Below are 23,913 nucleotides of genomic sequence, written 5' to 3'. Positions count from 1 at the left end.
TCCGAGTCGTGGTTGGATTGTGGGCTACTCTTCAGTTACGTAACGGAAGGTGGACGGTGACCCGCCCGGAATGAAGGAATGAGTGGTCAGTAACTCTGGACAAATCTTCGCATCAAGCCATCCGGACGCCTTCTGTCCCGACATAAAGGGCGTAAAGAGACTGGCTCGCAGTCATGAACAAGCGGTTTCTCTTAGTGCCACCGAAACAGAGATTGGCGCACGTTTCAGGAAGATGAATCTTTCCGATGAGGGTGCCGTCGGGGGCGAAGACATGCACCCCATTAAAGTCTTTCCCGGCCCACCCGGCAGCGGACCAAACGTTGCCGTCCACATCGCAGCGAATGCCATCGGAAGTACCCGGCGACATGTTTACGAACATGCGCCCGTTCGTCAGCCTCGCGCCATCCACAACGTCATACACCCGAATCGGGATCGGAGCATCCGGGTGCTTTGGAACTGCGCTATCCACAATGTAAAGCAGTTTCTCGTCGGGAGAGAAGCACAGTCCGTTGGGTTTCTCCAGATCGCTGGCCACAACTGTTGCCATGCGCGTTGTCGGGTCGAGCCGGTAAACGTTGGCCGGGAGTTCGAATGCAGCTTTGTGGCCTTCGTAATTCGACATGATGCCATAGCCAGGATCGCTAAACCAGATGGCCCCATCGGAGTGGACCACCAGGTCGTTCGGAGCGTTGAGCTTCTTGCCTTGAAAGCTGTCCATCAGCACTGAGACGGTGCCGTCATATTCGGTCCGCGTCACGCGGCGTGTGTCGTGCTCGCAAGTGAGCAGCCTCCCCACCCGGTCACGGCTATTGCCATTGCTGTAATTCGAGGGGCTGCGGAATACAGTGACCTCTCCCGTTTCCTCCAGCCATCGGAGCATACGGTTGTTGGGAATGTCGCTAAAGATAAGGTATCCACCGTCGCCAATCCACACCGGACCTTCTGTCCAGCGCGCACCTGTAAACAAGCGCTCTACCGCCGCGCTGATGATGTGATATTTCGCGAACCGGGGATCAACAACTTCTACTGCCGGATCGGGATAGGGAACTGGATGTTCTGGTTCCTGCTCACTGGCAAGAACGCCAGGTTTCAAAGCGAAGGCCATTGTCGCGCCCGTCGCCATGCTGACGAAAGTGCGTCTCTGCATCGGTCTCTCTTTGGCAGAAGAATCTGCTACGGGGACCTTATCACGGCCTTCTCTGTAGCCGAAAGCGCAACCTTGACTGAATTCTCAATCTGTATTTCGGTTTTATGGTGGGGAATCCGGACATGTATCGTCCGAGCCTAAAGGCCAATGGCTTTCGGCGCATGATTTCAGCAGTCTGAAGGCTGCCGCTTCCTCCCAAGTACAAATTCAGTGGCTGCGCCTGGGTGCAGTGGTTGCGTTCAACCGCAATTGAAGAGATTGCCGTGATTGGTGGTATCCCATGTCCCGGAAGCGGGACGTGGGGCACCGAGCTTTCCCACCCACGCGACGAAAAGATGTCGCATGGATGGGGCACCCAGACGTTGTTGCATCAGACGATCGCAGGTTTGCAACGATTATCCGTTGACACTTGCCAATTCGCGCGTTGCGCCAGACTCTTTTTCAACCTGCGTCAAACAGTCTTCAAGAATGTCGAGAGCGACGGTGGCTTCGTCTTCGGTAACGACGAGCGGAGGACAAAGGCGGATCGAAGTTTCGCCGCAGCCCAGGATCATGAGGCCCTTTTCGAAGCACAGAGTTTCAACGCGGTTCCGCAGAGCTGGTGCGGGCTCGCGCGTCGTCTTGTCTTTCACCAATTCGACGCCGATCATCAAGCCACGCCCGCGGACGTCGCCGACGAGGGCATGCGTGTTCTTCCATCCGTGCAGCCGTTCCAGCATTTTGCCGCCGACTTTCGCTGCGTTGTCGATGGCCCCCTGTTCCAGAATGTCAATTGTGGCCAGCGCCGCTGCAATCGAGACTGGATTGCCGCCAAACGTCGACGCATGCGAACCGGGAACCCAGTCCATAATCTCCGCGCGGCTCATGCACACGCCGAGCGGCATGCCGCTGGCGATGCCCTTGGCCATGCAGACGATATCCGGCTGCACGCCCGAGTGCTCAATCGCCCACCACTTGCCAGTGCGACCCGCACCCGACTGCACTTCGTCAACAACCAGCAGAATTCCGTGGCGATCGCAGATGCCGCGCAGTTCGCGCAGGAAATTATCAGGCGCAACCACGTAGCCGCCCTCTCCCTGGATTGGCTCGACAAAAATCGCCGCCACCTCTTCAGGAGGCAAAATCGTCTTGAAAAGCTTCTCTTCGATGTAGCGCGCGCAGCCCAGGCTGAAGGCTTCCTCCTCCTGGGGTCCGCCCGTGCATCCGCGATAGGCATAGGGATAGCGCACGTGCGTTACACCGGGAACGAGAGGCGAAAAGCGGCGCTTCTGCTGCGGCTTTGAGGCGGTCAGCGAGAGCGCACCCATGGTGCGGCCGTGAAAGGCGCCGAGGAACGCGATAATGTGCTGGCGTCCGGTGTGATACCGCGCCAGCTTCAGCGCGCACTCGATCGCTTCGGCGCCGGAGTTGCCATAGAAGAAGCGATGCGGTCCCGGCATTGGCGCCACAGCCGAAAGCTTTTCGGCGAGATCTGTGAGTGGCTCGTTGTAGAAGTCGGTACCCGAAATGTGAATGAGTTCAGCGGCCTGCTTTTGAATTGCTGCGACGACCTGGGGATGACAGTGGCCGGTAGAAGTGACGGCGATGCCCGCAGCAAAGTCGATGAATTCGTTGCCGTCCACATCTTCCACGCGAATACCGCGACCGCGCTTTGCAACCAGCGGATAGGAGCGCGTGTAGCTGGGCGAGATCAGGCGATCGTCCGCCTCAACGGCGGCTTTGGCCTTGGGGCCTGGCAGAGAACCTACAAGCTTTGGTCCAAACCTGGCATGTAATTCTTGTTTATTCATCTCTAGTCTCCTCGTCAGTTTCGTTTGGGCGGTGCCGGATGAGGCAAAGCCGCGACCCCGATTGGAATGGGGCGTTTCTGTTTCATGGATTTGTGATTTCCACGAGAGCAGGCGAGGGCCTTCGGCGGTCCTGAACTAATCGCCGCCGAAGAGACTAGGTCGTGTGCGGGTGGGCAGAATGCGCAGATGGCGCCGAGGGCAGATGCTCCGCGCGCGCGCCCGCGACCAGCGTTTCGTAGCTGGAATCGGCTGCAGAGCGCTTGAAAATTGCCTTGGCATGGAGCCCCCGCTGGTCGCAGCATAGCACGGGCAGACAGCGGCTTTCCATCGGATTCGCGATAGGGCGTTGGGGATTGGGTTGTCTTGAATATCCCGTTTCCCGCTGCAACCATTTAATTTACAACTGTGCCTGTTAGCAATGTCAGCATCCAATTGAACTTGACGACTGGCGGGGAAGGTAACCGGATCGGATGACAAAGCTGCGTTTGGCAAACTGGCTGCTGGCCGATCTGCGACTCCCCAAAGGAGTGCACGGACCGGCTGAGCCGGTGCACCCTTGGTGGAGCGTCATGTGCCTCACGGGCGTGGATTACTTTTCCACCCTGGGTTACCAGCCGGGTATCGCGTTTCTCGCTGCCGGCGTACTTTCTCCGTTTGCCACGCTGGTGCTGGTTCTGGTCACGCTGTTTGCAGCGCTGCCACTCTATAGGCTTGTTGCCCAGGCCAGCCCCAATGGCCAGGGTAGCATCGCCATGCTGGAGCGGCTGTTTCCAGAGTGGGGTGGCAAGCTGTTTGTCCTAGCCTTGCTGGGATTCGCGACCACCGATTTCATCATCACCATGACTCTGTCGGCGGCGGACGCAGCGGCACACTTCGTTCACAACCCTTTTGCGCCAAAGTGGCTTTCGAGCCAGATGCTCGTCACGCTGCTTCTGCTTGCAATTCTGGGCGCGATATTTCTGAAAGGCTTCAAAGAAGCCATCGGTATCGCCGTTGTACTCGTCGCTGCCTATCTTGTCTTGAATGCGATTGTCACCGTAAGAGCAGCGATGGTGATTCTGCATCATCCGGAAATCGTTGCGCAATGGAAGCTCGCGATCTTTAAGCAAGATCCCCATTGGCTCAAAATCGTGGCCGTTTGCCTGCTCCTTTTTCCTCGTCTCGCTCTCGGTCTATCCGGCTTTGAGACCGGAGTGGCGGTGATGCCGCTGATTGCCGGCGCTGACCTCGAGGCGCGCATTCGCAATACCAAGAAGCTGCTCACCACCGCCGCGGGCATCATGAGCGTTTTTCTCATTGCCACCAGCTTTGTGACCACTGTTTTGATTCCTGCGCAGGCCTTTGCAGATGGAGGCGACGCGAACGGCCGCGCCATGGCATATCTCGCGCATCAATACTTCGGCAGCGCTTTCGGATCTGCGTATGACATCAGCACCATCCTGATTCTTGCGTTTGCCGGTGCATCGGCAATGGCCGGTCTGCTGAACCTGATTCCGCGCTATCTGCCCCGCTTTGGTATGGCGCCTGAATGGGCACGCGCAGCACGGCCGCTGGTGCTGGTTTTCATGGGCGTGGCTTTCTTTGTTACGTTTCGATTTCACGCCAATGTGGATGCGCAGGGAGGGGCGTATGCGACGGGAGTGCTGGTACTCATCACGTCGGCAGCCTGCGCCGTGACCCTCTCGATGTGGCATTCGCGCCTGCGCTGGGCCTCGATGCTGGTGGCGCTGATTTTTATTTACACGACAGGAATGAACATCTGGGAGCGGCCGGAAGGTCTGAAGATTTCCTGCATCTTCATCGCAACCATCATGTTCGTTTCATTTGTCTCGCGCGCCACGCGCTCCACTGAACTCCGCATCACTGGCGTCCAGTTCTCAGACGAGGCACTCAGCATTATCCACTCCGCTACCGGCCAGCCGCTTCGGATCATTCCGCGCCGGCCCAAGGGTGTTGCGACCCCCGAAGATCTCAACCATATTGAAGGCCTTGTGCGGAAGTTCCACGGACTTCCCGCACACGCGCCAATCGTTTTCCTGGAGGTGGAGCGAACAGACGCTTCGGAGTTTAATCAGCATCTCTCTGTCGAGGGCAAGCGGGTTGGGGGGCATTGCGTTCTTCACGCACGAAGTCCGATGGTGTCGAATTCCATCGCAGCTTTGCTCATTCAGATCGAGAAGATCACCGGCCAGGTCCCGCACATCTATTTCAAGTGGAAAGAGGGCAATCCGGTGGCGAATATCTTCCGCTTTCTCTTCCTCGGCGAGGGAGACGCCGCCCCGCTCACGCATGAGGTTCTACGCAAGGCTGTGCCGGACATCTCTCACCGCCCAGTGGTTCATGTCAGTTGAACGCGTCAAACCGGTGGGTGCCGTGCTTTTCTATGACGCCGGCTTCTTTTCGAATGCAGTTGCAGGAACAAGCTCTGGAAAGAAGTCTCCATCCAGGGTGATCGCGCCTCCTTCAAATTCCTTCAGCGACTGATCATCTCCAGCCACGGTCATCCAGCATACGGCGGCCTTCTTCAGCAGACTGCATGCGATTTCCAGGGTGTATGGCATTTCTGGGTGGCCCTTGGGATTTCCCTTGGCGCGTTCGATCCAGATGTGGTGACTGCCCATGGAGTAGGACCCATAAACGGGATCGGCAAAGTCGAAGATTGCCCTGGGGCCTTCGGAGCTTCCTTCTGCGAAGCCAGGCAAGTCCTTCTCCGTCATGATCTGCCCAAAGCAATCGAAGGGCAACGCCATGGCCGCAAGAAAAGATGGAGGTGCTCCGCGGCGGGCGCTGATGGGAATCTGAACGCAGGCGATCTCTTTTTTCTCATCTTCGGTCTTCGCGGTTTCCATTTGGCGCTTCTTCACTTCAGGAAGTGTCGCTTGCGTGTCGATCGGATCCCAACCGGCCGGGAGGTGATAGGTGAAACCGAAGTCCTGATTGGAAAGAGAGGAAACGGCAGGCGCCTGCGCGAGCAAAGGCGCGGCAATCAGAAGAAGTATAGGTACAAAATTGCGAACAGTCATTTCGCGGCAAGTCTACCACGATGCCTGAGGCTGCGTTACTCAACGCCAGGATGGTGTTGTCACTTCAGCATGAGCACCGAGATCGCCGAAGCGATGCCACAGACCGCGAAACCGATGCCGAGATACCAGTATCTGCGGCTGCGCGTGAGCAGCGTGACTGAGGTGATGACGAGCCCGATCTCGAGCAATGCCTCGGAGAGATCAAAGCGAGCAGCGCGTATTTCAGCGTTCTTCACTTCCGCTTCAAGGGCGACCGCCTCATCCATCGATTTCTTCAGGTCATCCGCCCATTTGCCCTGATGATCGGCGTAGGATTTGGCGAGCTTGTCAGCGGCATTTTTGTCGGTCACAGTGACTACGCTCAGCAAGTCGGACATCAGCGCGGTGTCATTCGAGCGAATCTTGTGGGCCTGATATTCATTCCACCTGTCCGTCGCCCTGTTCTGGTCGAGCACGGCTTCGGTGTGGGTGCGATGCCCGAGCACCGTCATTACGGCCACCATCACAGCCAGGACGCTCATCGTAAAGGCAACCGGTCGCAAGCCGGATTCGCTTGATCCGTGTTCAGCGTGTTCTTTTAATTCCTGTACTTCATTGGCTTCCACGTGAGGAAGTCCTCCCTTGTGCCGGAATTCGCGGGGCAGCGTCATTTCCTTTTCCAGCGTACGCCATCTTTCGAATCTTCGATGATGATGCCTTTTTCCGTCAGCTCTTTGCGTATCTGATCGGCGCGCGCAAAGTCGCGGCGCTTCTTCGCTTGGTCGCGCTCCGCCAGCAGCGCGTCGATGGCATCATCTGTCAGCGACTGCTGCGCAAGCAGTTCCGGTGCAACATCGGCGATGCGGCCTTCCTTCTCGGCCCAGGCAATGGCGCGCCGCGTCGGCTCTGTATCGCGATCTTCGATGACCGCGAAAACCGCATCAAAATTGGCAAGTACCTCTTGCACCGCACCGCGATCGGCCTGGTAAAACTTGCCCTGGTCCATCGCCGTATTGGAAAGACGGATGAGGTCGAAGATTGGTGCGCGCGCCTCCGCGGTGTTGAGATCATTGGCGAGCGCGGCCATGTATTCCTCGTGAGCCTTCTTCGCTGCGGCTTGAATCTCGGGATTTTCGCCGGCAGGAAAAGCGCTCTTTACCAGGCGGGAGTGGAATGTGCGCAAGCGGTCAATCGCGGCCGTCGCATCTACAAGTCCATCGAACGTGAAGTTAAGCTGATGGCGGTAGGGCACCGAGATTAATGCCAGTCGGATCGCCGAAGCCTTGTAGCCTTTCAACAGCAAGTCGCGAAGAGTATAGAAGTTTCCCTCGCTCTTCGACATCTTGCGTCCGTCCACCAGGAGAAACCGCACGTGCATCCAGTGATGCGCCAGCGGCTTGTGCGTGACGCTTTCGCTCTGCGCAATCTCGTTCTCATGGTGCGGAAACATCAGGTCTTCGCCGCCGGCATGCAAATCGAAGCTGTCGCCGAGGAAGTTCATCGACATGGCCGAGCACTCGATGTGCCAGCCGGGTCGGCCGCGCCCGATCGGCGTGTCCCACGATGTCTCGCCGGGCTTCGATGCTTTCCAAAGCGCGAAGTCGCGAGCTGAATCCTTCTCGTATTCGTCCACGTCCACGCGAGCGCCGTCTTCCATCCCGCTCAGGTCCTTTTTGCTGAGCTTGCCGTACTCGGGGAATGATTTCAGGCGAAAGTACCAGGAGCCATCGTCGGTACGATAAGCAGCACCGGCGGCGGCCAGTTTCTCAATCAGCTCGACCATGCGGGGGATGTTCTCGGTAGCCCGGGCAATGATCTCGGGCCGCTCCACTCCGAGTGCTTCCAGATCCTCGAAAAACGCATCGACATATTTCGGTGTGTATTCGCCGATGGGCACCCCAGCCGCGGCGGCGTTGCGGATGATCTTGTCGTCGACGTCGGTGATGTTCATGACGTGGCGCATCGGCATTCCCGTCAGCTTCAGAAAGCGGCGCAAAACGTCGATTTCAAGGAAGGTTCTGAAATTGCCGATATGCCCGTAGTCGTAGACCGTGGGTCCGCATGCGTACATGCGTAGTTCCTTCCCGTCCATGGGGACAAGCTCGTCCACTTGTCCGGAAAGGGTATTGAACAGGCGCAGAGGCATGGATGGGGCGGGCGGGGGACTCATATTTCGGGTCAAAATCGGGGCCAAATCGTCTTTCCGATTGTAGCAGTGGGGATTACGGGTGGGATTCTGGTTACCTTTGTGGCGGAAGAGTGACCTTGCCAGCGGCGTATTCTTGCTGCAAGGCGGCGTGTGTGCGCCCGCCGTGCGATGGAAGACAACGCCTTATCTTTACTTTGCGATCCGGACACGCGCTTCGCGCTGGAGATGTCCGGCCATAACCTGCGCAACACGGCAACCGGCCGCATATACCCGATCCGAGAGGGCATCCCTCTGTTTGTCAGCACGGTGACGGGTTCAAATCTGAAATACCAGTTACTCTACGATCGGATTGCGCCTGGCTACGATCTGGCCGAGCGGCTCTATCACTGGTTCACGCGCAAGCCGAACTACCGGCTCGATTTCATCAGCGAACTGGAGTTGAGGCCAAACGCCCGAGTGCTTGAGACTTCAGTGGGAACGGGCGCGAATCTGCGTTTTCTGCCCCAGGACATTGACTTCTACGGCGTCGACATCTCCTGGGGAATGCTGAAGAAGTGCCAGCGCAACCTGCTCAAGTGGAAGCGGCAGGCGCACATCTTCCAGGCGGAGGCCGAGCGCCTTCCCTTCAAGGTTGAGGCATTCGATTGCGTCTTCCACGTGGGCGGCATCAACTTTTTTACAGACAAGGTTCGGGCGATCAAGGAGATGATCTGGGTGGCCAAATCCGGTACCAAGATCGTGATTGTCGACGAGACCGAAAGGACCATCCGCGAAAACTACCAGCGAACGCCGGTGGTTCGAAATGGTTTTGGACCGGGAACTGAAAAGGTGAAGTGCCCCGTTGATCTCGTTCCCAGCGAGATGAAGAACATTACGGCGAAGGAAATCTGCGGTGGCAAGTTGTACTGCCTCACGTTTCGCAAGCCGTAACATCCCTATTCCGCGCGCAATGCGTCCACGGGATTCACCCTCGACGTCCGTCTCGAGGGGATGTAGCTGGCTAGACAGGCCGCTCCGCACAAAGAGATACACGCCAGCACGTATGTGACGGGATCCACGGGGCTCACGTGGAAGAGCAGTGACTTCAGGAACCTGGTCGCTGCGAACGCGAGCAGCAATCCGCACCCTATGCCGCCCCCGGCAAGCGCCAGTCCCTGACGCACAAACATCGTGGTAATGGTGTTACGTTGCGCTCCAAGCGCAATGCGAATGCCGATCTCGCGCGTGCGCTGCGATGCTGAATACGCAATCACGCCGTAGAGGCCCACGATTCCCAGCAGCAAAGCGATGGCGGCTGCAATCGCCAGCATCACCAGGGTAAAGGAGGTCCGCGAGATCGACTTCTGGTAGTAGTAATCCTGGGTGTGCAGGCTCGTGAGGGGAAGGTTCGCATCCACCGACCAGACCGCCTGGCGCACATCCTTCAGCAGGCTTTCGGAACCAGCACGCGGAGTGCGAATCGCAAATACCACGAAGCGCCTGACGTTGAACATGTCGCTCTCGAAGTGAGAGAGCAACGTGGGCCAATAGGCGACCGTTGGCGCATCCTTGCCCATGCCATCGTGGTGCACATCGCCTATGACCCCGACGATCTCGCGCCAATCATCCTTGGTGCTCACCCTAATATGTTTGCCGAGCGCATTGGCCGGAGTACCCCAGTATTCGCGCGCGAAGTTCTCGCTGACGATACCTACGGGCAACTTCTGGAAAGCCTCGTCCCATGTGAAGTCCCGCCCCGCAACCAAGGGGATGCCAAGGGTCTTCAGAAAGCCCGGGGCACCGAAGACGAATTCGCGCAATGGCGGCATTGCGTTGCCAGCATAGCTTCTGTCCTGCGCATACACCGGGTCATGCCACCCGTTTCCATCCATGGGAACTGAGCCGCCGAAGCTTACCGATTCGACACCCGGAACTGCGGCGATCTTCTGGGCGATGGCCTGCTGCATGCGAAGAACATCGTCGTCTTTTGGCACGTCCGCTTCGGGAATGCCGAGCCGCACGGTTTGGATTTTCGCGGCCGTATCGTATCCGGCATCGACGTGGATAAGTGCGCGGAAGGTTCGGATCATCAACCCCGAGCAGATCAACAGGACGAACGCGAGGCTTACCTGGATCACGACCAGAGTGTTACGCGTGCGATGGCGCTCGCGGCCCTGGCTTGTTGTCCGGCTCCCGCGCAGACCCGTTCCCGTCAGCGTGCCGGCATATCTTAGTGCGGGAATTGAACCGAAGAGCAGACTGCAGAACAGTGCCACGCCCAGCGTGAAGACCAGGACGTTCAGGTCGATTCCGATGTCGTGCAGTCGTGGCAGGCTGGCGGGACCGAGCGCGATCAACAGGCGCAGGGCGCCCCAGGCGAGCACGAGCCCCAACGCGCTGCCCGACACACCCAGCACTGCGCTCTCCATCAGAAATTGCTTGGCGATCCGCCACGGACTTGCCCCAAGGGCCGCACACACCGACAGTTCCTGGTGGCGCCCTTCGGCACGCACCAGCAGCAGGTTTGCAACGTTGGCGCAGGCAATCAACAACACGACTCCAATGCTGCCCATCAGCACCCAAAGCAGCTTGCCCACGTCGCCGATCACATCCTGGGTGAGCGGCCGAACATTTGGCCCTATGCGCGCCTTTTGGAAGAGGTCGATACTGAATCCCGGGGGAGCGGGAAAGCTGCTGAGGACAATGGGCCACAACCGCGCCACGTCGGCGTTCGCCGCCTGCAAAGTGACTCCTGGCCGCAACCGGGCAACGCCTTCATAACTGAACTGGCCGAGCGTGGTTTTGCCTCGATCGAGACGAAGAGGCAAGAAGATGGAGGGCTGCTCCCAATCGAGAAAGCGGAATTCCCTGGGCATCACACCGATGACCTGGCGCGCTTTGCCGTCGACCCGAATGGTTCGTCCCACGATGGACCGATCGGCGCCGAATCGGCTCTGCCAATAGTCATAGCTGAGCATCAACGTGTCTGGGCCGCCCGGGCTATCATCGGCGCGATTGAACCAGCGGCCCAGAAACGGCGTGAGGCCGAGAATCGGAAGAACGCCATCGGTCACATCGAGCGCCTGCACCTGTTCGGGGTTGCCCTGCCCGGTAACGCTGACCGAGTCTCCCTGGTAGATCCCGATGTCTTCAAATGTCCGGTTCTGCTCGCGATAAATAAAGTAGTTGGACGGCGCCATATTCACGTCATCGATATTCAGTCCCGGGGCCGTGTGCCAGACCCCCACCAATGATTCGGGATGCGGGTAGGGCAGCGGCTTCAACAGGACACCCTCTACAACGCTGAACACTGCGATGTTGGCGCCCACACCAGCGGCAAGCGTAATCAGCGTGATCACGGTGAAGACGGGTGCGCGCCATAGCCTGCGCACAATTTGCTTGAGTTGGCTGAAGAAGGAAGTCACGGTCGATCCTCCGGGCGGCGCAGGGCAGGAGCAGCGTTGTGCACCTTTCAGACGCTACGCAGCGCCTTATTGATAGGTTCCGCAGCTGAGGGTGTGTTTGGGATGCATTTTGTGACGAATGACGGCAATTCTGCAACTAACTCAGCAACGGGCAGGCAAAGTAAATCTCCCTGCAGCGTACGCATGGGAGATTTGGCATCAACTCACAGGTCGGCCATTGCTGAAAGATCGTTTTGCGGCGACTTGGGCCACTCCAATGACCGTTCCTCAACGGCAATAGAGTGGCCCTATTCGATTAGAAGTTGATCGACAGGGAGAACTGACCAAACCGGCGCTCGTCGTTGGCGCCACCGTTGTTGCCGATGCCGCCTTTCGATGCAGTGATGGGAAGCGGAGCTCCATAGCCGGTGTTTGCGACGTCGTCCAGACTCTCCTGAATGTAGAGGTTGTGGTGATTGAAAACGTCAAACCCTTCCGCACGGAAAAGAAGATTCATACGTTCGTGAATCGGAAACGTCTTGCTGACCGCAGCGTCGAGATTCCACGCGCCGGGGCCGCGAAATGAATTGCGCGCTGTCATGTTCGCAGGATAGGGGCCCCAGTCAGAGATGCCGTCCGGGAAACCGGGTATGGCGAGGTTCGGATTCGTGAATGAAACTGCCGCCGGGAGGTTGCCGATAACGTACGCATTTTGTCCTCCGCCATCTGCTCCATTTGTTGACTTGAAGGTGTGGTTGGAGATGGGCGTGGCAGGCGTATAGCGGGGGACGTTATAACCCTGTCCTGCCTGGGAATCGTTGGTGCTGTCGAAATACGGGAATGGTGTTCCGGTACGGACTGAGTAGATGCCGGATATCTGCCAGCCGAAAAGTGCCTGCTTCACTGCGCCATGGCCGTTGGCAAAAAATGGCGTGCTGTAGATGGGCGCGATAACGAGCCGATGCCGTATGTCGAGATCGCCATTGCCGTAATCGAGGGAGGGATGGAAAGGATTCATGTAACCAAGAAGGAAGAACGCGTTGTTAGTCTCAGAGAACGCTGTGCTCAATTCATCAGTTGCATGGGCGAGCGTGTAGTTGGCCACCACGCTGAAGGATGAGTGATACAGGTTGGTAGCCTGGAACTGAATATTCATCGCCTGGTAGTAAGAGTCGCCGTTTGAACCGCGATTGTTGATGTTTGAGTATTGGTTGTTCAGGCGGGTCAGACCCACATTGCCATTTCCATCGCTGAGTGGATCACCGGCAAAAACGTTCCCGCTCCCCAGGCCGTTAATGTTCTTGATGTCATAGAGATGGATTCCGCGTGCGCCCGCATATTGAATCGACAGCATTGTGTTCGTCGCCAGCTGATGTTCCAGCGCCATGCTGTAGAACTGCGTCTGTGCGGTGCGGATGTTCTCGTCTACGTTGCGCAGGCTGGTGGGAGGAAGGGGCACGCTGCCTGAGGTGCCAGACAGCGGACCAGTATTGGAACTGGTTACAGGGGTTCCATTCAGCACAATGACGGCATAACTTGGCGGATTTTGAATCACGTTAAAGGTGACATTTCCAAAGTTGCGCTCATAGCTGATGCCGTATCCGCCTCGAAGGGAGGTCCTGCCATTCCCGAATAGGTCATAGGCGAACCCGACGCGGGGCGACACTGTACCGTACTGCGGCTTCCATAGCCCGCCAATTGGACTATCCGGGGTTGTGAATACCTGTCCGCTGCGAATTTGCTGGTAGTAGTCCGAACCCGGACCGTAGTAGTAGTTTGAGTCAAGGTTCCGATTGTTGTTGTGCTGCACGCCGTAGTACTCGTAGCGAACACCTAAGTTCAGGGTGAGCTTCGGCATCATTCTGTACGAGTCCTGGCCGTAGGCGGCCCAGTCATGGAAGCGATCGCTGCGGGCAAAAGAAGGCGACGTCGCGGGCAGGTTGATTGAGCAGCCGGCTGTCTGAGTCAGCGCGCCGGTATACGGGTTTCTAACGCAAGGAAGGCTGCCGGCGGCATTGACTGCAGCTTGAAAGTTTGTGAGAACGCCGTCGACAAGATTCTGTATGCCGGCAGCAGCGGTGGCTCCCAATTGCTCGGTAGCCTGCGCGAATGCACCATAGGCCTGGTTGTCCTGGATGTAGAGGAGCTGGCCGCCAAACTGCATCGAGTGATTTCCCTTGGTCCAATTGAGGTCCTGATTCCATTGAATGGTGTTCTGTGGTCCGCCAAAAGGCAGGCCGCCGACAGCGGGATTCTCATCGAAGAAGCCCGGCAACTGGATAAAGGTGGAGGTTCCAGGAACTTGTGCATTCACCGACGTGATGAGAACCGGGGTGTTCTGCAGCTTGGTGTCATAAGTCTGAAAGGAATTCAGGCGGCTGAAGCTCAGCTTGGTGCTGGTGATGACGCTCGGATTGAAGATGTGAGAAGCACTCAGGAGATATGCGGTGTCTTGAAACGTCTGGCCGACATTGTACTGCGGATAGGGTGAGGCGAAGATGCCGCCGGATTCATCGACCTCATCGTAGTTCACATATCGGAAAAACATCTGCGTCTTTGCGCTGAGCCCGTAATCGACGCGGCCGACAATGTTGTACGTATTCTGAGGCACGCCACCCCCAGCGTTGGCAGGCGCGGTGAACGACACCTGTCCAAATACCGGCGTGCCGTCCGGGACTCCATTGAACGAACCGATTCCCGCGGGGCCAGACAGATAGGTCCTGGTAAATGTGAACTGCTTGCCGCCTCCATAATTGCTAAAGAAGTCCTGGCTGTTGGACGCGGTTAGCGCCAGAAATTCTGGTGTCGGTACGGCAGCGGTGAGAGTAGCGCCGCTGCGTACGCGGATCCATTCGGTGCTGCCGAAGAAGAAGAGCTTGTCCTTCAGAATCGGGCCTCCAACCGCAAAGCCAAATTGATTGCGCGTGTACTGACCTTTTGGCGCCGGAAGCGCACCGCTTCCGCCCTGGGCCAGAAATGCAGAATTGATCTGGTCGTTTGTCTCGGTGTTAGAGGTGTAGGCTGCGATGCGATTGAACTCCCACAGGCCGCCGTGAAATGCGTTCGATCCAGCTTTGGTGGAGACATTCACGATGCCACCGGATGCGCGGCCGTACTGGGCTTCAAAGTTGCTGGTAGTCACACGAAATTCCCGCACCGCATCGACCGGAACATACACCCCGATGCCGTCGGCGAAGACGGAGATATTTTCTACGCCGTCGAGCAGGACCTCAGTGCCGCTGGCTCGCTGGCCGTTGATGCTGAACCCCACGGCGCGCGTCGAGCTGGGCCCGTTCTGATAAGTGTTGTTCGATCTCGAATCGCCACTCGACGAACTATCGCCGGACGAGATGTTGCCGGACAACGCAACGAAGTCGTAAGGATTGCGGGTGAGGCTCGGCAGGCGGGCTATTTGCTCTTCATTTACGATTTGCGAAAGTTCCTGGGTCTGCGTATTGACCTGTGAACCGCCCTCTCCGACTACTTCTACCTGTGTGGTGCTGCTGCTTACAGAGAGTTTGGCATCAAGGGTTACGTGTCCGCCGACAGTGATTTGCACCTTGGCGGTGTATGGCTGAAAATTCGTGGACTTGATCGTGACTTCATAGGTAGAAGGCTCGAGGTCCGCCACTTTGTACGCGCCATTTTCTGAGGTGGTCTCATTCCGGACGGCATTGGTGGCAATGTTTCGCACGGTCACTGCGGCACCGGGGATGACAGCGCCCAGAGGGTCTGTAACGGTTCCGGCCAGCTGGCCTGTCTCCACTTGCGCTGACAATTTGGTTGTACCGAACAGGGCCAGAGCCAGAACTCCGATTGACGCCAGGATCTGCAGAGTATTTTTCATCGCTATGCCTCTCTGTCGACGCTCCCGAGGGGAGCGCAAAGCGTTGGGGAACTCCTGTGACAGCAATCCGTTCAAGGCCGCCGGAATTTCGTTCCATGAGGGGCAAGCCGAGTGATGCAAGCGCACCGAAAGCAAGTCGTGTCCGCAATAAGCCAGGGCCGACTCTGCGCCGGGAAGTGCAAATGCAGGTCCGCCCTGACCTCGAAAGGCGATGAGTGTGACGAACGGCGGGCATATGCAGTTGGAAGCGCGCCAGAATGGGACGAGCAGACTGACTGCGTCAGTACGGAGAGATTCTGTCTCGCGAGAGAAAGGCAGAATCATGTTGAATTGCGGATTTTTCAGCGCACTCGCCTACTCTATTTTCGAAACCGTGATGGACGGCAGTCAATGAGGGACGAGAGTGCAGCAACGGGGGACTGTTAGCCGAAGGCTATCGCTTGAGAAGAAAAAGCACGAAAAGGAAATACAGAAACTCGTAGGTCCTCACGCGGGGAGTTGGTCGCCATGGATTCGCAAACGGGAAGCAATCAGGAAATTTGCTCGCGGAATATGGTGTATTCCCGGATTCAGGAGCCAAGCGCCAGTGAAGGATCCGCCGTCAGGCTTGGTTCGGCAAACTCACTCGCCACCAACCTGGGCCATGCCGCCGCAGCAATCATCGCCGCGTTGTCTGTCGAGAGTGCCAGAGTGGGGAAGGCAATGCGAATTTCGCGTCGTGTCGCTTCGGCGGTGAAGCGTTCGCGCAATTCACTGTTTGCGGCAACGCCGCCGGTGACAAGGATGCGCCCGGCGTCGAGTGATTCGGCTGCGGCGAAGGTCTTCTTCATCAGGTCGCCGATCACGGCATGTTGGAAGCTGGCGATCAGATCGAGCGTCGGTTGGGGACATAGCGCGAGAGCGTCATCCTTCGTCTGGGGCGGGCGCCCTGCCGCGAGCATGCGCGGAACGCGGGCAGCAGCTTCGTCGCGCAATCCGTGCAGCTCGACATAGCGCAGCACGGCCGTCTTGATTCCTGAGAAAGAGAAGAGAAAATGAGGATCGAGCGCGGCGATCGGCGCGGTCCTGGCCGCCTTGGTGCGCGGAGGCTTACCACCGAGGTGAGTTTTGGGCTTGATCTGCGCAAAAGCAAACGGAACGGCATGCGGATCGCCGAAGCGGGACAGCGCATCGATCCATGGGCCGCCCGGATAGCCGAGACCAAGCAACTTCGCAACTTTGTCGTAGGCTTCACCCGCCGCATCGTCAAGCGTGCGGCCGATCAGCGAATAGTGCCAGGTGCCGTCGGTGGGCTCGGCGAGATACAGATGCGTATGGCCGCCGGAGACCACGAGCGCTAAAGCTGCCTCGTCAATTTGAGCACGCTGCCCTTCCACCGAAGACCGCTCCTGCAGCAGCACCGCGTGGATGTGGCCCTCGAGGTGGTTCACGGCGATCAGGGGCAGTCCTTGTGCGAAGGCGAGACCCTTGGCGTACATGATGCCGACCAGGAGTGCCCCCGCCAGGCCCGGCCCGGAAGTCACGGCGATGGCATCGAGATCGGCGAGCGTAACGCCGGCCTCGGCGAGCGCTGCACGAACCACCGGCACAATGGCCCGCAGATGTTCGCGGCTGGCAAGCTCCGGAACGACTCCGCCATAGCGAAGGTGGGTTGCAATCTGCGAGGCAACTACCGACGACAGCGTGCGCGCCCCGCGCTCGACAACAGCGGCCGCCGTCTCGTCGCAGGAGGATTCAATGCCGAGGATGAGTCCACGGGACATACTTCAAGTCTAACGGCCTCGAATGTGGCGACTGAGACGGACTATTCTCGAAGCAAGGAGATGATGCCCCAATCGGCCCAATTCGAAGCAGCCTTGGAGATTATCAGAACGCTTCGCGCAGCGGGACACGAGGCCTATCTCGCCGGCGGATGCGTGCGCGATCTGCTGCTCAGGCGCGAGCCCGAAGACTATGACGTCGCGACTTCGGCGATGCCGGACATTGTTCTGGACATGTTCCCCCGTACCTTTGCGGTTGGCGCGCACTTTGGTGTCGTGCTGGTCGCATCTGGCATCGCTGCCGGGTGCGAGGACGGATCGGTCGAAGAACGGTGCGTGACAGAGGTTGCAACGTTCCGTTCGGACGGCGTGTACTCCGACGGGCGACATCCCGATGAGGTGCTCTATACGAAAACCGCCGCGGAAGACGTGGAACGCCGCGACTTCACCATCAACGGGTTGCTGTTGGATCCACTGCGCGAATCAGACGATATTCGTTCTGAAGTCATCGACTATGTTGGGGGACTGGACGATCTCGATGCGGGTGTGATTCGCGCCATTGGTCGCCCCGAAAAACGCTTTGAAGAAGACCAGCTTCGGTTGTTGCGCGCGGTACGTTTCGCTGCGCGATTTGGATTCAAGATAGAGCCAGCAACGCTGGCTGCGATACGCAAACTTGCCGCGCGCATTCATGCCGTAAGCCGCGAACGCATCCGCGAAGAGCTGACAAAGATGTTGACCGAGGGCCATGCGCGCCGAGCGTTCGAGATTCTGGATGAAACGGATCTCCTTGTGCAGATTCTTCCCGAAGTCTCAAGGATGAAGGGTGTCGCGCAGCCTCCGCAGTATCATCCCGAGGGCGACGTGTGGATCCACACACTGATGTTGCTGGAGCAGCTCGAGCCTGGCTGCGCTATGACGCTGGCCTGGGGCGCACTGCTCCACGACGTTGGCAAGCCGCCGACCTATCGCGAGGCCCCGGACCGCATTCGTTTCGACGGACATGTGGAGGTGGGCGTCGCCATGGGCGCGGAGATCTGCCGGCGCTTTCGTCTCTCGAACGAAGAAACGCAGCAGATTCTTGCGTTGATCGAGAATCATATGCGCTTCGCCGATGCGCCGCGCATGAAGGCCTCGACGTTGAAGCGATTCTTCCGCTTGGAAAATTTTCCGGAACATCTGGCGCTGCATCGCATGGATTGCCTCGCCGCGCACCGCAATCTGGAGATATGGAACTTGGTTCGCGAGCGCTATGAAACGCTTCCCGAAGAAGAGATCCGCCCAATGCCACTGCTGACCGGGCGCGAATTGATTGCTGCCGGCTATACGCCGGGACCCCTTTTCAAGGAGATGCTGCATGCAATCGAGGATGCGCAACTGGAGGGTGCGATCACAACGCCAGAGCAAGCCATGACGTTGTTGCGCGAAAAGTTTGGCTCGCCATCTGCGAGCTAGCGAACGCGGTGCAGCGTTCGGCTCCAGCGCGTATCGGTAAAGAAATGCAAAGCAACATGCGCCATCCATGCGACTTGGTTCACAAGTCCTTTCTTGTCCTCCTGATCGTGAGGTGTCTTGAAGGACCAGTAATTAAAGAGAGGCCGGCCCAGGACGTTCTCGCGCGGCACAAAGCCCCAGAATCGCGAATCGAGGCTGGCGTGGCGGTGATCGCCCATCATGAAGTATTTGCCTGGTGGCACGACGAGGTCGCCGTTCTCGATGTGATTGGGCAGGTCGACCACCCACGGAGTTACGGCACCGTGCGAGTCTTCCACGGTAGGCAACACCGAGGGAAAGTCATCCACATAAGCGCGCTCGCTGGGCGGCAGGGGCGGTGTTTCGATCCCCTCGGTAGGCAGCGGTTGCGCGACGCCGTTGATGAACACGGTTCCGTCGCGCAGATGGATGTGATCGCCGGGCATGCCGATGAGGCGCTTCACGAGGGTGAGATAGACGGGATTGCCATCGGCGTCGGGCTCGGGCTCGGGTGCAGGGCGAAGGAAGACGACGATGTCCCCGCGCTGCGGATCGCGGTGATGAACGAGCGGCATCCAGGGGCTGGCCGGGCTGAAGGTGATGTGATCGACGAGCAGGTGGTCGCCGATGAGCAGGGTTTTCTCCATGGAGCCCGAGGGGATGACCATGTTCTGACAGAGGAATTCCAGGACGAAGAGCCCAATCACCAGCACCGAACAGATGCCGGCCAGCGCTTCGAGGGGAGTCTCTTTCGCGGACTCGCCGGACGCCGATACTTGCGGTTCGGGCACTGATTCGCGATCACGTCTCTTCGTCATCCCATTGCTCCCGGTAAAGCTGCTCCTGTGAGATGAACCTACTGTATCGCAACGACAGTGATGGCGAGCTGAAGGAACTCTGGTGCTGGATCCGGATCCGCTGGGCCGAACACGCTTCGCTGCATCGGCCAAACTGCCTTAGGCCAGTGAGCCCACAGCTTTCTTAATTCGGTCTGGGCAATCCGGACGGAGAGCGAGCGCCAGCCAATTCTCGGGCCGCGGCAAGTGCGTGAGGTCGGCGTCAGAGGAGTCCAGGAACGATTCGAACAGAATCTTGTAGAGTCCGCGCCTGCCTGCCAGCCGCTTGTGCCGGGCACGCAGGAAGCCGAATCGGAATTGAGAAGCAGGCTCCAATTCGGCAAGAAATACAGGAGTGAAATAGCGCGGCGAGCGAGCCACCGCCATCAGGATCAGCGACCGCCAGCTCATACGCAGCAGCTGCTTGAGCGAGGCTTCTCCGTGCGGCAACAGGTCAATCTGATCGGCGACGCGCTCGCTGAATGTGAGGAGCTGCCGGACAAGATTGTCGAGCGGCAACTCGGCGGCCGCAGAGCTGGTAAACAAAGTCGCAGAGCCCTGTTTCAGATCGCCCTGCACATCCTGCAGATCGTCGCCAAGCTGGAGCAGCATGCCCCAGTCAAAGGCGAATCGGGCCTCTGCGTCGCTGAGAGATCCGTGTGCGAGACACGCGTCCGCGAGTACTGATGTGCCGCCCTTCGCGCAACTCAGCCGCAGCAACTCGGCGTCACTCGCGGTTCGGGCCCCCTTGAGCTGCGCCATGCTGTTTTCCTGTGCCTGGTGAATGGCCAGCAGGCTCTCATACACACGCGGGAAGTGTTGTCGTGGAAACTGCTCTTCAATCAATCGCACCATGGCCCACACCGCAGTCTCATGCGGATCGTGTGGTGCGAGTTGCAACCCGCACAGGCGGTCGCGAAAGCGTCCGCTGAATGCGAGCTTTCGTTCTCGCGAGATATTTGTGGAATCGAGATAGTTGTCGCTGTAGGGATACAGGAGGCTGTAGCCGATGATCGCGGGTGTCATTTCCATCCGATCGCCGAGCAGGGGCTGAATTCCGCATACCGTCCAGGCATTGCGACAGGCCTGGATCGTGTCGGCGATGGATAGACCTGGATCGAAGCGCTTTGCCCATTGCGCAAACTGGGTACCGACTGGCATAAAACCGTCGGTGAGCAGGTGGATGGCTTCATCTTCCAAGCCAAGTGCAACTGATGCAAACCGGGGGAAGATCGCAACGATACGGCGTTGTGCCTCCTTGCGCTCTGCGCAACCGCGGCCAGAGTATTTTGCCTCGCCTTCAACGGCGCGCAGCGCATTGTCGTAGGCCTTCTCTTTTTTCGCCTGCTCCTGCCCGCTAAAGCGGGGGGCGTTTGGGGTTGGCGAACCAGCGCAGGTATTCCACTCCGCAATGGCCGCGGAGACCGAGGATTCGACCCACGCCCAGTTGTAGTGACGCTCCATGTCACCAAGAATTACGGATTGCGCGATCAAACGGTTCCAGCGACTGTCGTCAGGCGGAATAGGCAAATGATTGCTGCGGGCGGGCGGTTTCGTGGCATATTGGCTGAATGCACGTCAGCCGCAAGACGAACACGGAACTGGCATTGGTCGACAGCAGTATCTGGGTGTCGGTGTTGCTCCTGTGCGCTGCTGTTCCGGTGGTCTACATATCGATTGCGCACGGCCGGCAGAGCGGACTCTGGGTCACCGGCTTCTTTGTGCTTTGTGCCTTTCTGTTCTGGCGCAAGGAAGTGGTCGTATTCGATGCGGCAAAGCAGCAGGCGACGTGGTGGCGCCGTCGTGCGTTCAAGGCGGCGAGAGGGATGATTGCATTCAGCGAAATCAAGGGCATTGGAATCGAAGCCAGTGCGGCGGCTGAGCATGGAACGCTTACCTATCGCTTGACGATCCTGACGTCGGACAAGACGGTGCCGATGTCGGATGTGTACGCCGGTAATCGACCGCATTATGAGGCGCTGAAGGCGGAGATTTCCGAATTCCTCCACGTCGAAAACGTAGAGATGCCTGACGCCGGTGTCGATGAAAATTCGATCCAATCGCTGCTGAAGCAGGGACGGAAAGTGGATGCGATCGAACTGGTGCGCGCGAGCCAGAAGATCGGGCTCACCGAAGCCGTGGATCTCGTGAATGGTATTGAGGAGAAGATGAAGGCGGCGAAATAGACCGCTGCCATTGAGCGGCAATTCAACGCATTCCTCCGTCGCGGATCGCTCGGCGACAATGAAAGGGTGCCGAGCGAAACGCGTAAATTCGATTTGATCGTGCTGGGGGCGGGCGCCGCCGGATTGATGTGCGCTGCGGTTGCCGGCCAACGCGGATGTCGGGTGCTGTTGCTCGAACACAATGCGCAGCCCGGCCGCAAGATCCTGATCTCGGGCGGCGGACGATGCAACTTCACCAATATTCACTGCATGCCTGCCAACTTCATCTCCGAGAATCCGCATTTCGCGAAATCTGCGCTGGCGCTTTACCAGCCGCGGCACTTTCTCGAACTGGTGGAGCGCTACGGCATCCGGTGGCACGAAAAGACGTTGGGCCAGCTCTTCTGCGACCACTCCGCGCGCCAGATCGTGGACATGCTGCTGGTGGAGTGCGAGCGCGGCCAGGTGGACATTCGGATGAACGTGCGCGGCGTTCGTGTCGAGAGCACTTCCGGCGAATTCCGTGTCGGCTGCCCGGCGGGCGAGTTCACGGCCGGTGCTCTCGTCATTGCTACCGGCGGATTGTCGATTCCGAAGATGGGCGCAACCGGACTCGCATACGACCTGGCGCGGCAATTCGGGTTGAAGGTGATTCAACCCCGGCCCGCGCTGGTCCCTTTGCTGCTTGCGGGGGCTGAGAAGAGCTGGACCGAGTTGGCCGGAGTCTCCGCGGATGTGATCGCGCATGCGAATCGAGGTCCGATGTTCCGCGAAAAGTTGCTCGTCACGCATCGCGGGTTGAGTGGGCCGGCGGTGCTGCAGGCTTCGTCGTATTGGCGGCCGGGAGAGGCCATTCAAGTCGACTTTGCGCCCGACCTTAACGGGAAGTCGAGTCTGCTGGCATCTCTGCTCGAGCGAGGTGCGAGGCGCGATGCGCTTGCCTTGAAACAGGCGCTGCGCGATGTGCTGCCCCAGAGGCTGGCCGCTCAACTGGCGGAGGCAGGCGCCCCGGAAGGGTGGTCGAATGCGGCAATCGAAGCCGCCGAGCGACGGGTGCGCGGCTGGGAGTTTCGGCCTTCAGGGACAGAAGGATTCGAGAAGGCCGAGGTAACGGCGGGTGGCGTGGATACGGCTGAACTTGATTCGAAAACTATGGAGGCGCGCACCGTTCCGGGCCTGTACTTCATCGGCGAGGGCGTCGATGTAACCGGTCATTTGGGCGGGTTCAATTTCCAGTGGGCCTGGGCATCAGCGGTGGCTGCGGCTTCCAATCTTTAGCTTTTAACTCCAGCGGGAAGGATGTTCCTCGCAGAATTAATGGGATTACGGGATTTGCCAGCCAGCAATCGGACTGGCAGTTCTGCCAGTGTCGAAACGGGGTGCGGCAACCTAGACTTCTTGCGATTGGTGTTCCAAGTTTCGCCGGAGTGAGGCCTGATGAGTTCTGACATGAGAAAGCTCCAAGTTCTTCTGATCGTTGTGACGTTATCCATTCCTTGCTGTTTTGCGCAGAAGGTCAAGGTGGGATACGACAAGAGCATCGATTTCTCAAAATACAAAACCTACACATTGAAGGTACCCCCTGAGCCGAACGCCAGGCCGCTTCTTTACCACTCGGTGGTAGGTTCGATCAGAAATGGGATTGAATCGAAGGGGCTTGTGAGCGTGGAGAAGGACGGCGATCTCATCGTGGTCGCGGGCGGGAGCCTGGACTACGGTCTGGAATCCGGTGTAAATCCGCTTTCTGATACTTGTGCGAATTGCCAGGCGCCGCAAGTCGACGTGCTGCTCTGGGCGGGATTCAAGCCGCCACCCGGATCCGCGGGGAAGCCCCAGCCAAGAGGGACTCTCAAAGTGGACATGATCGACCGGGCGATGAACAAGGAGGTCTGGTCGGGCATGGTTGAGCAGAAACTCGACGCGCAGAAGCCGGACCAGTCGCTGCAAAAAGTCGGCGCAGCGATCGATAAGCTGCTGTCGGAGTTCCCGCCGAAAGCCAAATAAGCGAAGCACTTCTCATTTCTGCTGCGTTGGTATACGACGATCCCCTTTTCCTTGAAGGCCACCTGATCTGGGTGATCAGCGCTTTGCGTAATGGCGTCCGCGGATTTCGTATTCGCCGCTGGCTACGCGATTGATGGCCTCAGTGTAGGCGATGTGCTCTTCGACGAGGATGCGCTCGGCGAGGGAGTGCGCGTCGTCGGTTTCGAGGACGGGAATGGCGCGCTGGAGGATGATGGCACCGTGGTCGAGATGTTCGTCGACAAAGTGAACGGTGCAGCCGGCGATTTTTACGCCGTAGTCGAAGGCTTGCTGCTGGGCGTCGAGGCCGGGAAACGCGGGCAGTAGCGAGGGGTGGAT

At 58.5% G+C, this 23,913-nt stretch carries 17 protein-coding genes; 6 read left to right on the top strand and 11 right to left on the bottom strand.

Going from position 1 to position 23,913, the window contains the following annotated elements; genetic code table 11:
• Positions 1-112 precede the first annotated feature (112 nt).
• Together WA354_RS09670 and WA354_RS09665 are read right to left on the bottom strand one after the other, a co-directional pair.
• Positions 113-1,147, bottom strand: a complete 1,035-nt coding sequence (locus WA354_RS09670) for an SMP-30/gluconolactonase/LRE family protein (RefSeq protein ID WP_472812800.1) — start codon at positions 1,145-1,147, stop codon at positions 113-115.
• 395 nt (positions 1,148-1,542) lie between these two features.
• On the bottom strand, positions 1,543-2,937 hold the full coding sequence (locus WA354_RS09665) for an acetyl ornithine aminotransferase family protein (protein WP_472812799.1): 1,395 nt from the start codon (positions 2,935-2,937) through the stop codon (positions 1,543-1,545).
• 470 nt (positions 2,938-3,407) lie between these two features.
• Between WA354_RS09665 and WA354_RS09660 the strand changes: the two genes are divergently transcribed.
• On the top strand, positions 3,408-5,288 hold the full coding sequence (locus tag WA354_RS09660; RefSeq protein WP_472812798.1) for an APC family permease: 1,881 nt from the start codon (positions 3,408-3,410) through the stop codon (positions 5,286-5,288).
• A gap of 30 nt (positions 5,289-5,318) precedes the next feature.
• On the opposite strand, the gene WA354_RS09655 is transcribed toward WA354_RS09660, so the two are convergent.
• The 3 genes from WA354_RS09655 to cysS are packed head-to-tail and all read right to left on the bottom strand — an operon-like array spanning position 5,319 to position 8,085.
• Complete coding sequence (locus tag WA354_RS09655; RefSeq protein ID WP_472812797.1) at positions 5,319-5,960, bottom strand: hypothetical protein; 642 nt, start codon at positions 5,958-5,960, stop codon at positions 5,319-5,321.
• A gap of 59 nt (positions 5,961-6,019) precedes the next feature.
• Positions 6,020-6,610: a DUF4337 domain-containing protein gene (locus WA354_RS09650; RefSeq protein WP_472812796.1), complete on the bottom strand. Its 591-nt coding sequence runs from the start codon at positions 6,608-6,610 to the stop codon at positions 6,020-6,022.
• Positions 6,607-8,085, bottom strand: coding sequence for a cysteine--tRNA ligase (cysS, locus tag WA354_RS09645; RefSeq protein ID WP_472812807.1), 1,479 nt, complete (start codon positions 8,083-8,085; stop codon positions 6,607-6,609). Before cysS ends, WA354_RS09650 begins: the two co-directional genes overlap by 4 nt.
• 153 nt (positions 8,086-8,238) lie before the next feature.
• Here cysS and WA354_RS09640 point away from each other — a divergent pair, with 153 nt between their 5' ends.
• Positions 8,239-9,018: a methyltransferase domain-containing protein gene (locus WA354_RS09640; RefSeq protein ID WP_472812795.1), complete on the top strand. Its 780-nt coding sequence runs from the start codon at positions 8,239-8,241 to the stop codon at positions 9,016-9,018.
• Positions 9,019-9,023: 5 nt separating this feature from the next.
• Here the strand turns inward: WA354_RS09640 and WA354_RS09635 are convergent, their stop codons facing one another.
• From WA354_RS09635 to tsaD, 3 genes are all read right to left on the bottom strand, one after another.
• Positions 9,024-11,492, bottom strand: a complete 2,469-nt coding sequence (locus WA354_RS09635; protein ID WP_472812794.1) for an ABC transporter permease — start codon at positions 11,490-11,492, stop codon at positions 9,024-9,026.
• Positions 11,493-11,787: 295 nt separating this feature from the next.
• Complete coding sequence (locus tag WA354_RS09630) at positions 11,788-15,318, bottom strand: TonB-dependent receptor (RefSeq protein ID WP_472812793.1); 3,531 nt, start codon at positions 15,316-15,318, stop codon at positions 11,788-11,790.
• A gap of 569 nt (positions 15,319-15,887) precedes the next feature.
• Positions 15,888-17,081: a tRNA (adenosine(37)-N6)-threonylcarbamoyltransferase complex transferase subunit TsaD gene (gene tsaD / locus WA354_RS09625; protein WP_472812792.1), complete on the bottom strand. Its 1,194-nt coding sequence runs from the start codon at positions 17,079-17,081 to the stop codon at positions 15,888-15,890.
• Positions 17,082-17,141: 60 nt separating this feature from the next.
• On the opposite strand from tsaD, the gene WA354_RS09620 reads away from it, so the two are divergent.
• Complete coding sequence (locus tag WA354_RS09620) at positions 17,142-18,533, top strand: CCA tRNA nucleotidyltransferase (RefSeq protein WP_472812791.1); 1,392 nt, start codon at positions 17,142-17,144, stop codon at positions 18,531-18,533.
• Here the strand turns inward: WA354_RS09620 and lepB are convergent.
• Complete coding sequence (lepB, locus tag WA354_RS09615) at positions 18,530-19,369, bottom strand: signal peptidase I (RefSeq protein ID WP_472812790.1); 840 nt, start codon at positions 19,367-19,369, stop codon at positions 18,530-18,532. The genes WA354_RS09620 and lepB overlap by 4 nt on opposite strands.
• Positions 19,370-19,507: 138 nt before the next feature.
• The gene (locus tag WA354_RS09610) at positions 19,508-20,917 is read right to left on the bottom strand and encodes an isoprenoid biosynthesis enzyme family protein (RefSeq protein ID WP_472812789.1); all 1,410 of its coding nucleotides are present in this window, start codon (positions 20,915-20,917) and stop codon (positions 19,508-19,510) included.
• A 41-nt stretch (positions 20,918-20,958) separates the two neighbouring features.
• Between WA354_RS09610 and WA354_RS09605 the strand changes: the two genes are divergently transcribed.
• From WA354_RS09605 to WA354_RS09595, 3 genes are all read left to right on the top strand, one after another.
• Entirely contained in the window at positions 20,959-21,573 is a 615-nt protein-coding gene (locus tag WA354_RS09605) for a hypothetical protein (RefSeq protein WP_472812788.1), read from the top strand.
• A gap of 66 nt (positions 21,574-21,639) precedes the next feature.
• Positions 21,640-22,830 (top strand): BaiN/RdsA family NAD(P)/FAD-dependent oxidoreductase, encoded by a 1,191-nt coding sequence (locus WA354_RS09600; RefSeq protein ID WP_472812787.1) that lies wholly within the window; start codon positions 21,640-21,642, stop codon positions 22,828-22,830.
• Positions 22,831-23,001: 171 nt separating this feature from the next.
• Positions 23,002-23,556 (top strand): DUF4136 domain-containing protein, encoded by a 555-nt coding sequence (locus tag WA354_RS09595; RefSeq protein WP_472812786.1) that lies wholly within the window; start codon positions 23,002-23,004, stop codon positions 23,554-23,556.
• Between the two features lie 75 nt (positions 23,557-23,631).
• On the opposite strand, the gene purN is transcribed toward WA354_RS09595, so the two are convergent.
• Positions 23,632-23,913, bottom strand: a 282-nt coding sequence (gene purN / locus WA354_RS09590) for a phosphoribosylglycinamide formyltransferase (protein WP_472812785.1), incomplete at its 5' end; no start/stop codon positions are given.

Origin of the sequence: Occallatibacter sp. (genome assembly GCF_049802275.1) — a bacterium.
Lineage (GTDB): Bacteria > Acidobacteriota > Terriglobia > Terriglobales > Acidobacteriaceae > Telmatobacter.
The sequence above is the reverse complement of the archived record's forward strand: the minus strand, read 5'-3'. Positions and strand labels throughout refer to the sequence as shown.

What these genes read in the sequence shown, in the direction of transcription:
- WA354_RS09670 (WP_472812800.1), bottom strand. Translation starts at nt 1,147, where the DNA reads ATGCAGAGACGCACTTTCGTCAGCATGGCGACGGGCGCGACAATGGCC.
- WA354_RS09665 (WP_472812799.1), bottom strand. Translation starts at nt 2,937, where the DNA reads ATGAATAAACAAGAATTACATGCCAGGTTTGGACCAAAGCTTGTAGGT.
- WA354_RS09660 (WP_472812798.1), top strand. Translation starts at nt 3,408, where the DNA reads ATGACAAAGCTGCGTTTGGCAAACTGGCTGCTGGCCGATCTGCGACTC.
- WA354_RS09655 (WP_472812797.1), bottom strand. Translation starts at nt 5,960, where the DNA reads ATGACTGTTCGCAATTTTGTACCTATACTTCTTCTGATTGCCGCGCCT.
- WA354_RS09650 (WP_472812796.1), bottom strand. Translation starts at nt 6,610, where the DNA reads ATGACGCTGCCCCGCGAATTCCGGCACAAGGGAGGACTTCCTCACGTG.
- cysS (WP_472812807.1), bottom strand. Translation starts at nt 8,085, where the DNA reads ATGCCTCTGCGCCTGTTCAATACCCTTTCCGGACAAGTGGACGAGCTT.
- WA354_RS09630 (WP_472812793.1), bottom strand. Translation starts at nt 15,318, where the DNA reads ATGAAAAATACTCTGCAGATCCTGGCGTCAATCGGAGTTCTGGCTCTG.
- tsaD (WP_472812792.1), bottom strand. Translation starts at nt 17,081, where the DNA reads ATGTCCCGTGGACTCATCCTCGGCATTGAATCCTCCTGCGACGAGACG.
- WA354_RS09620 (WP_472812791.1), top strand. Translation starts at nt 17,142, where the DNA reads ATGATGCCCCAATCGGCCCAATTCGAAGCAGCCTTGGAGATTATCAGA.
- lepB (WP_472812790.1), bottom strand. Translation starts at nt 19,369, where the DNA reads ATGACGAAGAGACGTGATCGCGAATCAGTGCCCGAACCGCAAGTATCG.
- WA354_RS09605 (WP_472812788.1), top strand. Translation starts at nt 20,959, where the DNA reads ATGCACGTCAGCCGCAAGACGAACACGGAACTGGCATTGGTCGACAGC.
- WA354_RS09595 (WP_472812786.1), top strand. Translation starts at nt 23,002, where the DNA reads ATGAGAAAGCTCCAAGTTCTTCTGATCGTTGTGACGTTATCCATTCCT.